Raw genomic sequence first — 14,525 nt, forward strand, 5'->3', positions numbered from 1 at the left:
GCTAAGATACGAAAATTCCTTAATAATTCGGTTGGTCTGACGCTTCAAAAAGGTCCGAAACCTGATCCGATAACCCCACCATACACCAAATATGGTCCGATTCTTTCGCCCAGAACAACCGCCAACCCCATAAAAACATAGGAGGATCTCAAAAAAAAGGGACTAAAAACACTTGTTTTTATACACGGCTCTGCCTGAAATTTGTTTCAAACGAACTGAAAGTCAGGTATGCCCTTCACCATTAGGTATGCCCATCATCAAAGATCTTGACAAGTATTGAAGCATTTTTACTTAAAGGGCGAATTTTGGTTCGAGCCGTGTTTTTCATATTCGGCATTTTTCCGGATTTTGAAATGCTATCATTATCTGTTAGGTCACCGGAACTTTCTACAGCTAAGTAGTTCAAAACCGGCTGATCCCAGAATCCTCAAAATCCGTGAGAATAAAAAACAGAATAACAAAATTCAGTCATTTCCTGCTTTCTTCAAAGGTCCGAAAATCCTTAAACCAAAAAAATTTCCTGCCCGAGAAAACCGATTATCAAATATTCGGGGGTCCGGACATTTCCGCGCAGGCAGGCTGAAACCCTATGAAAAATAGGAGAAACGAAAATATGAACAAACATACACTGAAAATATTTCTGATTTGTGTAATATTGTTCCTGGTGGCGGCTGCTCAGCCGGTACTGGGTTCCGACTGGGCTCAGTTCCAGAAAGATATCCACAACACGGGTGTAACTGCAGACAGAGCCCCTATAACTGACCCGACGAACTGCTCGCTTTCATGGAATTACAGCATGGGAGGAAATATCGATGTGACTCCGGTAGTAGCCGGGGATATGACGTATGTTGTGGCGAGTAACAACCACCTCTGTGCCTTTAACAGAACTACAGGTACTCTGTTATGGGAAGAATCCACAAGTGGGGGAGGATTCCTGCTGGGAAATCTGGCGGTTGGAAATGGCATCGTCTTTGTGCCAACCGTCGACGGGAAGATCTTTGCTTTTGACGCAGAAACAGGGAGTCCGAAGTGGAATAAAACATTAAGCAGTAAACAGCTTGACACTCCTATTCTTTATTATGACGGCAAAATCTACTTTGGGGAAGCGATGGGCGGACGCAAGTATTACTGCCTGGATGAGACCGGCAACGAAGTCTGGAACCGGACTGCAACAACCCAGAACAGTGGGCAGGGGTCCTACTACTGGGCAGGAGCTGCCGTAATCGGGGACAGCCTAGTATACGGAGATGATGACGGGCACCTGGTTTCCGTGAATAAGGATACTGGAACTGACATTGCCGAAATAGATGTTTCTGAAGAGTTCGGGATAACCTGTAAAGAAATAAGATCCTCGGTACTCTATGTAGAAGAACTGAACAGGATATACTTCACATCCAAAGGCGGATACTGCTATGCTCTTGGTTTCAACGTGGAAGATGGGACTTTTAACACATCTGAAAAGTACATAGCAAATATCGGATATTCGACCTCAACTCCCGCTTATTATAATGGGCGAGTTTACGTTGGTGCAGGCGGGATGTACGGAGGGGGAAGCGGAATTTCCTGCCTTGATGAAAACCTTACTGACGAGATCTGGCACTACGCGGCAGGGGCGGTTCAGTCTTCCCCTGCAATCTCTACATACTACGACGATGGGGATGGAGAGGCCTATATCTACTTCACGGTAAACAGTGCTACAGGTGGCGTGTTCTGTCTCAAAGACTACACAGGCTGTACGAACCCTGAGCTTGCCTGGAGTTATGCAGATGCCAGCAAAACAGCTTATACCCTTGCAGGAGCCGTAATCTCGGATGGGTGGATATACTACGGGACTGACAAGAGGTACCTTTTCGGGTTTACAACCGAGAAAGAACAAACCCCCTCAATTCCCGTAGCTAACTTCAGTGCAAATCCGCTTTCCGGGGATTCTCCGCTAACAGTCCAGTTCACTGACCTTTCCACAGGAGATGGAATAAATGTCTGGGCCTGGGACTTTAACAACGACGGAATTGTTGATAGCACTGAGCAGAACCCCTCACATACGTACACACCAGCCGGAAATTACACTGTAAATCTGACTGTGGAAAATGCTAACGGTTCTGACTTCGAGGTGAAGACCGACCACATCACAGTCACCGACGGCAGTTCAGGAGGCGATGCTCCTGTTGCAGACTTCACGGCAAACGTCACGAGTGGCGTTGCTCCACTTACGATCAATTTCACAGATCAATCCACAAATGCTGAAAGCTGGGCTTGGGATTTTAATGGTGATGGAATTGTGGACTCCACAGAGCAGAATCCACAATATACATACTATCCCGGAAACTATACCGTCAATCTTGCGGTAAACAACTCGGCTGGTTCTGACACCGAAAGTAAAGAAGACTATATCTGGGTTATCGGGCCGTACTCCACAGCTGTGGCCAATGAGAATCCCGGGGCTCCCGATCCGGGAATACCCCAATATATAGGCCCAGACGGAGACGGGAAGCATGATGCTACCAATTATCCCAATAATTATAAGAATCCGATCTTCGTTGCATCCTATACTTCAATCGTCGACTATTCACCCTCAACAGGTAGAGAACAGAATTCATATCGTTCCCTTGGTGACCTGTATCAGGAAGAGATCGATGCCGGTGCATCTCCCGGGGAGATCACTGTCTGGTTTGAAGCCCCGATATGTAATGGCGAAGGAGCTGATTTTGCCGCCTATGAAAATGGCTTCATAATCTCCGACACTAACCTAATATTCGCAGAACTCGGGTATCTGGAGGTCTCCACGGACGGTGAACACTTTGTCCGGTTCCCGAGTGTATCCTATACTCCTGAAGCGGTCGGCGGTTATGGAGGTGTCGATGCAAGAAACGTATACAACCTTGTCGGAAAGCATGTTCACATGTATGGTGATTATTGGGGGACTCCGTTTAACCTGGACGACCTTGCAGACGACCCCGGCGTTCTCAACGGTTCTGTCGACCTGAATGAGATAAATTATGTCAAGATAGTTGATATTCCGGGAACCGGGTACTACAAGGACTCCCTCGGCAATCCGATATATGATGCATGGCCCACATACGGGACGGGAGGTCTTGAGTTCGGAGGGGTTGATATAATCCATTGTCGTCCGGCTGCCAATTTCACAGCGGATGAGACCACAGGCTCCGGGTCGCTTACTGTGCAGTTCAATGACACTTCTACCGGCGGACCCACTTCCTGGTTCTGGGACTTCGGCGACGGCAACACTTCAACGGAGCAAAACCCGGTACATGAGTACACTACCAATGGCACCTATACGGTCAGCCTGAAAGCCATAAATGAATTCGGCAATGATTCGGAAGTGAGGGAAGGGTACATAACTGTGGAATATAAAGACCCCCGAAGCCCGGTTGTGGACTTCACCGCTGATCCGGTTTCCGGTGCCTTCCCGCTGACAGTTAATTTCACCGATGCTTCAACCGGGAATCCGACAGGCTGGTTCTGGGACTTTGGCGACGGCAACACTTCAACGGAGCAAAACCCAGTGCATGTATATGCAGACAGCGGAAAGTACACGGTAAAGCTTACAGCCACGAATGAATTCGGCAGCTCATATCTGGTGAAAACGGATTATATCGAGCCTTATGGCATCCTTGCGGATACACCCTGGCCAAAATTCCGTATGGATGCAAGGAACTCGGGGATATCGCCCTACACAGGCCCCCAGACCAATAATACGATATGGAACATTACCACGGACGCATCATTCAGTTCCTCAAGTTCTTTTTCGATAGGTTCCGACGGCACAATATATTTCGGTGGCGGCTATTCAGACTACAATGTCTATGCCCTGAATCCCGACGGGACGCTTAAGTGGAATTACACTGTCGGGAAGTCGATCTACGGTACTCCGACGATCAGTTCCGACGGCACGATATATTTCGGAAGCAGTGACAAGAATTGCTATGCCCTGAACCCTGACGGGACACTCAAATGGTCGTACACCACAGATAGCACTCTCGCTGCCTCTCCAGCCATAGGTTCCGACGGCACGATATATTTCGGAGGGCAAAGTGGCCATGGCACCGACGGGACCGTATATGCCATGAATCCCGACGGGACACTCAAATGGTCGTACACTGACAGCGATGCTGCTATCGCTTCTGTTAGTCCTGCCATCGGTTCTGATGAAACCATATATGTACCTTTCCAGGACGGTACAGTATATGCCCTGAATCCCGACGGGACCGAGAAGTGGAATTTCAGCACCGGTAGTCAGATCTACAGCAGTGCCGTGCTGGATTCGGAGGATGTCCTGTATATTGGAACCAGGGGAGCTAAAGTATTTGCAATAAATCCTGATGGGACTGAGAAGTGGAACTACACTGCAGGAGGATCTTTATCGTTCTTTTATATGTTCGATTACAGTTCCCCCATTGTTGGAACTGACGGTACGGTCTATATCGGAACTTACGGATGGAATGATTTCTTCGCTCTGAATCCGAACGGAACCCTCAAATGGAGCAGCAGTGACATTGGTTCCAGTTTTAGCGGTTCTCCGGTCATGGGTGCTGATGGTACCATCTATATTGGCAGCAACGACAAGAAAGTATCTGCCATAAATCCGAACGGAACGATTAAGTGGACCTACACTACGGAAGCTTCGGTAGGCTGCACTCCTGCAATCGGATCCGACGGGACTCTTTACATTGGAACCGATACGGTTTACGATACCCATGGAGATTTCCTCGCTGGCGGTGTCCTCTACGCCTTCCGCGACCCCGCCGATCTCCCCGTCGCCAGCTTCACCTCGGACACCACCTCCGACGAAGTCCCGCTGTCCGTAAGCTTCACCGACACCTCCGAACGTGCCGAAAGCTGGGCCTGGGACTTTGACAGTGATGGAGTTGTAGACTCCACTGAGCAGAGCCCGACGTATACCTACATCAGTCCAGGCAATTACACCGTCACCCTCACCGTAAGCAATACCGGTGGCAGTGACGCCGTAATCAAAGAAGACTACATCAACGTGCTTGAAGCCCCGGCTTCTTCCTCGGCAGATGAAGACACCTGGTACCAGTTCAGGAAGACTGCCGAACACACCGGGTACACCACCTCGGATGCACCCGACACCAACACCCTCCTCTGGAGAAGCGCCAGACTCACCGACGATTTCACCCTCGTACCCTCCTCTTCTGTCGCTATAGCAGACGGCAAAGTCTTTGCCAATGCCATCATCGGCTCGGTAGACGAAGAAGGTAATCCGGAAGAAGGTGCCATCGGCCAGCTCGTTGCTTTCAGCATGTACAATGGCCGAAAATACTGGAACACCACCATTGCAGTACCCGAATGGGGTTCCTGGTCTTCTCCTGCCTATGACAATGGTTTTGTCTTCACCTCCACGGGTGCGAACACCACCTGTATCAATGCGACCACAGGTGCCATCGAATGGACATTCACAAATCCATCAGGCCGTGCTTCCTGCAATGGCGGGCCGGTAATTGCAGAGGGTAAAGTCCTGTGCAGTGACTGGGACGGCCTGCACTACTACTGCCTGGACGAAACCACAGGTACCGAACTGTGGAACTATACGGTTGACAGCAGTGACAGTTACACCCAGGGAACCCCGGCTGTCAGCAACGGGACGATAATCCTCACAAGCTGGGATGACATCTACTGCCTCGACATGGACGGAAACCTTCTGTGGGCTAAACCCAACCCTTCGTCTTCTGGAAGCATTTGTGGTTCTCCTTCGATTGCAGGGGACATGTTCTACTTGACAACATATGATTTTGGCAGTGACGACAAACCTGCCCTATTCGCCTTTGACCTCGAAAACGGCACTGAGATATGGAATGCTACCATCCAGAGAACCGATTCCACCCCTGCCATTGCAGACGGCTATCTATACGTATGCGGTGGATGTACAGGTTATTCTGAAAGCCAGACCTACTGCTTTGACGCCTTAAACGGCACTCTCATCTGGAGTACCCCCAAAGCAGATCAGGGAATAGGAGACTGGACTTGTTCTATTGCAGTTGCTGACGGCAAAGTCTTTGTTGGGAAGTCCGCAGGTTCTTCCTTCGGTCATAAAGGCCTCTATGCATTGAATGCTGAAACCGGCGATGAAATCTGGTATTCAGATTCTGCGGGTGATTCGCCTGCAATAGCAGATGATACGGTATTTTCGATAGGGCTTGACCAGGAAGATGTGGCATATTTGTATGCTTTCAAAGATGAAGAGTCGGGTATGCCTGTTGCAGACTTTTCCGCAGATATCACTTCCGGTGTCACTCCGCTTACGGTTAACTTTACCGACCAGTCCACAGGCACACCGACCTCGTGGTTCTGGGAATTCGGGGATGGAGGAAACTCTACCGAGCAGAACCCCTCGCATATCTATAATGCACCAGGTACTTACACCGTAAACCTGACTGTGGAAAATGCTGGCGGGACTGACTTTGAGTTGAAGTCGGATTACATAGAAGTTTCCGAAGCTTCCGGGTCAACCGTTACTCTCTATTTCGACCCGGAAAGTGCCTCTGTGGCAGAAAACGAATCCACTGAAATAAATCTCGTTGCCAGTAATTTCCCTGCAGGTCTTTCAGGCTACAACCTGACCGTTGCTCTCGACGATCCGGATGTTGCCGAGATAGTCGATATCGAGTACCCGACCTGGGCTCTTATTACTGAAAACTCTTCCCTGCCAGCGACTTCTATCTACATGAAGACTGTTGACTTGGAAGATGCCATTCAGGAAGGAGCAGCAGATGTTGTGCTTGCTACTCTCACTGTTTCTGGAAAGGAGAAAGGATCTGCGAACCTTTCGATAGGGGTTAAACGTCTGGAGGAAGATTCCGGAGACTCTATCGAACCAGCTCTCCTGGCAGGGACAATTGAGGTGACCCTTCTGTCGCCCCTGCCTGATCAGGAATATGCCCCTAAGGACCTTAACGGAGATGGCCTCTATGAAGACCTCACCGGAAACGGGGAGTTCAGTTTCGTAGATATAGTGGCATACTTCCATAACATGGACTGGATAGAGGAAAATATGCCGGTGGAGTACTTCGACTTCAACGGAAATGGAAGGATAGACTTTGATGATGTGGTGGATATGTTTGCAATGATCTGAAGAAAAAGAAAAAAAGAAAAAAAGAAAAAAAATAATGAAGTAGAGAAAAAGGAATTAAAAAGACTAAATAGAGAAAAACTTTCTCATATCCAGCTGATTATGCTGGTTGTGGGAATAAAAAAAAGGACAATGACATTCTGGGAGGAGAAAGCCGAATAGAGCTGTTTTCCTCCTTTCGTTTTTTGAAATAAAGTTCAGGACAAAAAAATCAAGGATTTATATTAAAAGAGGTGACGGGGGAATTGTTAGTCAACTGACTAAGAATAATTAGCCAAAGATTTTTATTTGTAGAAGCAACAAATATCAATCTGTTTAACTGTATCTAATTAGTTAAGTCAAATATTTCTGAAAAACTTGGAACATTTAGACAAAATCATTCCATATATTGCGAATTTGTATCCAGCTAAGATACGAAAATTCCTTAATAATTCGGTTGGTCTGACGCTTCAAAAAGGTCCGAAACCTGATCCGGTAACCCCACCATACACCAAATATGGTCCGATTCTTTCGCCCAGAACAACCGCCAACCCCATAAAAACATAGGAGGATCTCAAAAAAAGAGACTAAAAACACTTGTTTTTATACACGGCTCTGCCTGAAATTTGTTTTAAACGAACTGAAAGTCAGGTATGCCCTTCACCATTAGGTGTGCCCTTCATCAAAGATCTTGACAAGTATTGAAGCATTTTTACTTAAAGGGCGAATTTTGGTTCGAGCCGTGTTTTTCATATTCGGCATTTTTCCGGATTTTGAAATGCTATCATTATCTGTTAGGTCACCGGAACTTTCTACAACTAAGAACCTATCCGAAAAGTGCTGCAGTTTGCTATAACTTTTACATTGGGCAATAAGCAACCGGAACGGAACCCAGATAGTATATCCTTCTCGTAATCTTTGCAACATGCCATTATCGACTTTTCGGATAGGCTCTAAGTAGTTCAAAACCGGCTGATCCCAGAATCCTCAAAATCCGGGAGAATAAAAAAACAGAATAACAAAATTCAGTCATTTCCTGCTTTCTTCAAAGGTCCGAAAATCCTTGAACCAAAAACAATTTTCTGTCCGAGCAAACCGATGATCAAATCTTCGGGGGTCCGGATATTTCCGCGCAGGCAGGCTGAAACCCTATGAAAAAAGAGGAATAGAAATGCAAAAAAAAAGGTTTTTTGTTCTGACAACAGTAATGCTTTTACTTTCCATAGCAATGCTGGCCATGCCAGCTGTTGCTACCGGTGAAGCAACAATAACAAGAACGATTACTCCCTCAGAAGTATCTGACGGAGATACCTACAATGTAACCCTTACAGTTTCCTTCAATACTGACGAGGATTCCATCGTAATACGTGAAGCCCTTCCTGCAGACTGGAATCTTACTGAAGTTGACAGTGGACGCTACATCTGGAACACTTCCGAGGAAGATTATACATTCCTGGATTTTTACGGCACAGTCAACCTCACCGGAGTCACTGACACCATAACCTACAGTGTCACAGTGCCCGAAGGAACAGTATCCGGTACCTATGACTACGGACCAAGCTATGTTGCAGGCGAATCTGCAAGTGAGGAGGAATTTGCATGGACGGTAAATACCACAGGTGATGGCACTGTGACCATCGACGCGACCATCCTCAGCATTTATTCTACAGCAATGGAAAATACCAATCCCGGGGCGCCTGATCCTGCCATACCGGCCAATTCCACCCGGTTCACCACATGGGCTTCCAAGGTGATCGATTACTCACCGAGCCCTCAGGAGATTGATGGTGGTTTCGCCAATCCTAATTCATCCCTCGGCATCCCCGAGGGCACTTTCGCAGTTGTATGCCTGGGTGATCTTAGTCAAGAGATGATAGATTCAGGTATTGATCCCGGCTCTATAACTCTGGGCTTCAACGTGACGATTGTTAACGGCGACGGTCACGACTTTGCAGTCTTCGAGAACGGGTTCGGTACAAACGACGGGATTTTTGGCGAACTCGGGTACGTTGAAGTGTCAACCAACGGCGTCACCTTCGCACGCTTCCCGTCCGTCTCCCTGACCAGCGAAGCAACGGGAGGTTATGGAACTTTTTATTCCACTGACATATATAATCTGGCGGGGAAGCATGCCGCTATGTGGGGCACCCCCTTCGACCTGAGCGACCTTGCCCAGTCGTCGGAAGTGCTCAGCGGTGCGGTGGACCTGGATAACATCAACTACGTACGGATAGTAGATGTCCCCGGCACCGGGGACTTCAAGGACTCTCTGGGCAATCCAATCTATGATGCATGGCTGACCTGGGGTACCGGTGGATTTGACCTCGATGCCGTGGGCGTGATCAACTCCCAGCAGAAAGCGTCGGATGGATTCTCCGCCTCTCCTACGAGTGGTGACACCCCCCTGACGGTGCAGTTCACCGACCTGAACGACGGCACCACCTCATGGGCCTGGGACTTCGATAACAACGGAGATGTGGACTCGACGGAACAAAACCCGATGCATACATACGAAACGCCGGGCACCTATGCTGTCAGGCTGAATGTCACATATAGTGAAGGAAGCGATGAGTGGGTCAAGACAGCATACATCACCGTGAATACGCCCGCTGCGAATTACTATACCTATACCGGCAGCGGTTCATCCGTAACCATAACTGGCTATTCCGGGCCTGGTGGCGACGTAATCATACCCGGTGAGATTGAAGGTCTCCCTGTCACTGCCATCGATGACAGCGTGTTCATGGGTTATTCCAATATGACCTCGGTCACCCTACCCGATAATGTGACCGGCATAGGCAACAACGCGTTCCAGGGCTGCACCAATCTGACCTCGGTCACCTTCGGTGACAGCATCACCGAAATCGGTTCAAGTGCGTTCCAAAGCACCGGTCTGACCTCGGTGGTCCTTCCTGACAGCGTAACCAGCATGGGCAGCTCCGTGTTCCAGGACTGCACCGGTCTGACTTCGGTCACGATTGGCAACGGCACCAGCAGCATCCCTGACAAGACCTTCTACAGGTGTGATCACCTGACCTCGATCACCATATCTGATAGCGTAACCAGCATAGGCAAGTATGCGTTCCGCGATTGCACCAACCTGACGTCGGTGGTCCTTCCTGACAGCATAACCAGCATAGGTGCATACGCGTTCGAAGGCTGTACCGCCCTGACCTCGATCACGATACCGGACAGTGTGACCAGCATAGACAGGTATGCGTTCCGCGGTTGCACTGCTCTGACCTCGGCCACCATCGGCAGCGGCGTCACCGGCATAGGGGTGGGTGTGTTCTACCAGTGCACCAACATGGCCTCTGTGACCATACCGGACAATGTTACCGAAATCGGCAACGACGCATTCCACTGGTGCACCAACCTGACCTCGATGACCATAGGAAATAATGTCACCACCATCGGCAGCAGTGCGTTCAACGGCTGCACAGGTCTGGCTTCTGTGACCATACCGGACAGTGTCACCACCATCAACGACTTTGCGTTCTCCGGCTGCACCAATCTGACTTCGATCACCCTACCAAACAGTGTGATCAGCATAGGCAACTTTGTGTTCCAAGACTGCAGCGCCCTGACATCGGTGACATTTGGCAGTGGGCTCACCAGCATAGGCAGCAATGTGTTCCAGAGTTGCACTGCTTTGAATGCTATAAACGTCGATGCCAACAATACTGTGTATACCAGCATTGATGGAATTGTGTACAATAAAGATGTCACCGCTGTGGTGCTGTTCCCTTCTGCTAAGGCCGGTTCACTGGTTATCCCGGACAGCGTAACCAGCATCAGTAGCTATGCGTTCTACGGCTGCGCCGGTCTGACCTCTGTGACCATCGGAAACAGTGTCACCACCATCGGCGATCAGGCGTTCAACGGCTGCACTGCCCTGACCTCTATAACCATACCGGACAGAGTCACCGAAATTGGTATCTGTGCTTTCCAAGACTGCAGCGCCCTGACATCAGCGACATTCGGAACCGGGCTCCTCACCATCGGGGAGAACGCATTCAACGGCTGCACTAATCTGACCTCCGCCATGATACCGAATAACGTGACCACCATCGGGAAGAGCGCATTCAACGGCTGCACCAACCTGACCTCGGTCATGATCGGTAGCGGCGTGACAAGCATCGGCGCCAATGCAAAAATCGCATTCCACGGTTGCACCGCCCTGACTGAGGTCTCTGTCGATGCTACTAACACCGCGTACTCCAGCATAGACGGTGTCGTGTACGATAAGGCCGGAACAACTCTCGTGTTCTGCCCGGAAGGAAAGAGCGGTTCGTTCGTCATTCCGGACAGCGTAACCAGCATAGGCGCATACGCGTTCTACGGCTGCACCGCCCTGACATCGGTCACCATACCGGACAGCGTGACAAGTATCGGACTCAACGCCTTCGAGCACAGCGGCCTGACTTCGGTCACGATACCAAACAGCGTGACCAGTTGGGGCAGCAACTCGTTCAGTGGCTGTAGCGCCCTTACCTCGGTGAACATATCGGGCAACGGCGCAACCAGCATAGGCTTTCAAGCGTTCTACTGCTGCACCAATCTGACTTCGGTAACCATCGGCGACGGTGTCACCAGCATAGGCGGCAGTGCGTTCTATGCATGTGATGGCCTGACCTCGATCACGATACCGAACAGTGTGATCGCCATAGGCTCATCCGCATTCGACGACTGCCCCAACCTGGCATCAGTCGATATGGGCAACGTCACCAATATCGGTGCGTACGCGTTCCGCAGATGCACCTCCCTTACTTCTGTGACCATACCGGGCAGTGTAGACTCCATAGGTAACAACGCTTTCGAAGGCTGCACTAATCTGAACTCGGTCACCCTCAGCGACGGCGTCCGCAGGATCGGAATGTACGCATTCCAAGACTGCAGCGCCCTTACCTCGATCGATATGGGCAACGTGACAGTCATCCAGCCGTATGCTTTCAAAGGCTGCACCGCCCTGACCTCTGTGACCATTCCGGACGGCGCTACCTACATCAGTGCCAGTATGTTCTACGGCTGCACTGCTCTGACCTCTGTGACCATCCCGGACAGTGTCACCAACATTGGTGCCAGTGCGTTCTACGGCTGCACTGCTCTGACCTCGATGAAGTTCATGGGCAATGCGCCGACGGTCGGCCTCAACTGGGCAAATGGATGCACCGACCTGGTGGTGTACTACTACGAAGGCGCTACCGGCTTCACCACACCGACGTGGAACGGCGTCGCCTGTTACCCGCTGACAGCGGCCCCGGTGGCGGACTTCGAGGCCGACGTGACATCAGGAATCGGACCTATGATTGTGAATTTCACCGACCTGTCCACCAGATCGCCGGATACGTGGGAATGGGACTTTAATAACGACGGAACTGTGGATTCAACAGAGCAGAATCCCTCGCATACCTATGCTTCAGCCGGAAATTACACTGTCAACCTTACGGTTGCAAATGCAAACGGGACCGATTCCGAGGTAAAAACAGACTATATCACTGTATCCGAATCATCCACGCCTACAGAACCCGTTGCTGCTTTTACTGCTAATATAATTGCCGGAACTGCTCCTCTCACTGTGAATTTCACGGACCAGTCCACAGGTTCACCTACTGCCTGGGCATGGGACTTTGACAACGACGGAAACGTGGACTCTACAGAGCAGAACCCGAGCTACACTTATAATGCAGCCGGAAATTACACCGTAAATCTGACTGTGGAAAGTGAAGCTGGTTCTGACTTTGAGTTAAAAACGGATTACATAGAAGTTTCCGAAGCTTCCGGGTCAACGATTACTCTCTATTTCGACCCTGAAAGTTCCTCAGTTTCAGAAAACGAATCTACTGAAATAAGTGTCCTTGCCAGTAATTTCCCTGCAGGGTTCTCAGGCTACAACCTGACCGTTGCTTTTGACGACCCGGCTGTTGCCGAGATAATTGATATCGAGTATCCCTCCTGGACTCTGATCACTGGGAACTCCACCCTTCCAGGGACTTCGATCTACCTGAAGGCTGTTGACCTGGAAGACGTCGTTAAGGAAGGGACAGCAGATGTTGTACTTGCAACTCTCACGGTTTCTGGAAAAGAATCAGGATCAGCGAACCTTTCTATAGGAGTTGACCGCCTGGATGACGATTTGGGAGAAGCTATAGAGCCAGAGTTATTGACCGGAAAAATTGAAGTGACCCTTCTGTCGCCCCTGCCAGATCAGGAATATGCTCCAAAAGACCTTGACGGAGACGGACTCTATGAAGACCTCACCGGAAAAGGGGAGTTCAGTTTCGTAGACATAGTGGCGTACTTCCACAACATGGACTGGATAGAGGCAAATATGCCGGTGGAGTATTTCGACTTCAATGGTAACGGAAGGATAGACTTTGATGATGTTGTGGATATGTTTGCAATGATATAAGAAAAAGAAAAAAATAATGAAGTAGAGAAAAAGGAATGAAAGAAGGCAAAATAGAGAAAAACTTTCTCATAACCAGCTGATTATGCGGTTCCGGAAACAAAAAAGGGACAATAACCTTCTGGGCGGAGGCAGCCGAATAGGGCTGTTTTCCTCCCTTCTTTTTTGAATTAAAATTCGGGATTTATATAAAAATATTCAAATAGGAAGTTGTTATCCAAAGGGTCAATAATAATTAGCCAAAGATTTTTATCTGTAAAAGGCAAAATAATCAATTAGTTCAATCAGATACAATTAGTTCAATCAATTATTTCAGGAAATATCAAAATTTCCGCAGCATATGTTCCGGATAAACTTTTAAAACCCCAGTTGTTCTGACACTTCAAAAAGGTCCGAAACCTTATCCTCACTGCAATATAGAATTCGAAATGCAGACAGACTCTTTCGCTCAGACCAACCGACAAACCCCTATAAAAACACAGGAGGTCTTCAAAAAGATCAGAAACTGAGCACTTATTTTTCTTTACACGGTTCTATGCCTGAATTTATTCCTGAATTCCGGAAAGTCAGGCATGTCTTTCAGCAAAAATCTAGATGAATATATTAGATAGGACTTACGACTTGAAATGCAAAATCAGGCACAAGCAAACTCGTCAATATTATTTGAGTTTATACAGTTAAGTCTTTCTCGCTCGTGGTTTTTAATTCAATTGCGTAAGTCCTATTAGATTTTGGCAGTATCGCGAATTTGCTGTAATTTAAAGTCGATTTTTTGGACACGGTATGTAGAACTAATCTACGGGTCTTGAATTTTTGACTTAATGAAATTCTAAAATTTGTAATTATTTAGAAAAATTGGTACACTGCCAGACTTTTGTTTGAAGACTATATTTTGAATTTTTAATTAGAGCCGTGTTTTTCAGATTCGGCATTTTTTGGATTTTGAAATGCTATAATCTTCCACCTGGTCGCCGGAAGCACCCGAAAATGGGCTTCAAAACCGGCTGACCTCTAAAATCCAGATGAATA

General features: G+C 48.6%; 2 protein-coding genes. Both read left to right on the forward strand.

The features are described 5' to 3' along the window. Positions 1 to 613: 613 nt before the first annotated feature. On the forward strand, positions 614 to 7,111 hold the full coding sequence (locus MA_RS29590) for a PKD domain-containing protein (RefSeq protein ID WP_011024168.1): 6,498 nt from the start codon (positions 614 to 616) through the stop codon (positions 7,109 to 7,111). 1,183 nt (positions 7,112 to 8,294) lie between these two features. Continuing rightward, positions 8,295 to 13,499, forward strand: a complete 5,205-nt coding sequence (locus tag MA_RS22385) for a leucine-rich repeat protein (protein WP_011024170.1) — start codon at positions 8,295 to 8,297, stop codon at positions 13,497 to 13,499. Positions 13,500 to 14,525: the final 1,026 nt, after the last annotated feature.

This window comes from Methanosarcina acetivorans C2A (assembly GCF_000007345.1).
GTDB classification, from domain to species: Archaea; Halobacteriota; Methanosarcinia; order Methanosarcinales; family Methanosarcinaceae; genus Methanosarcina; species Methanosarcina acetivorans.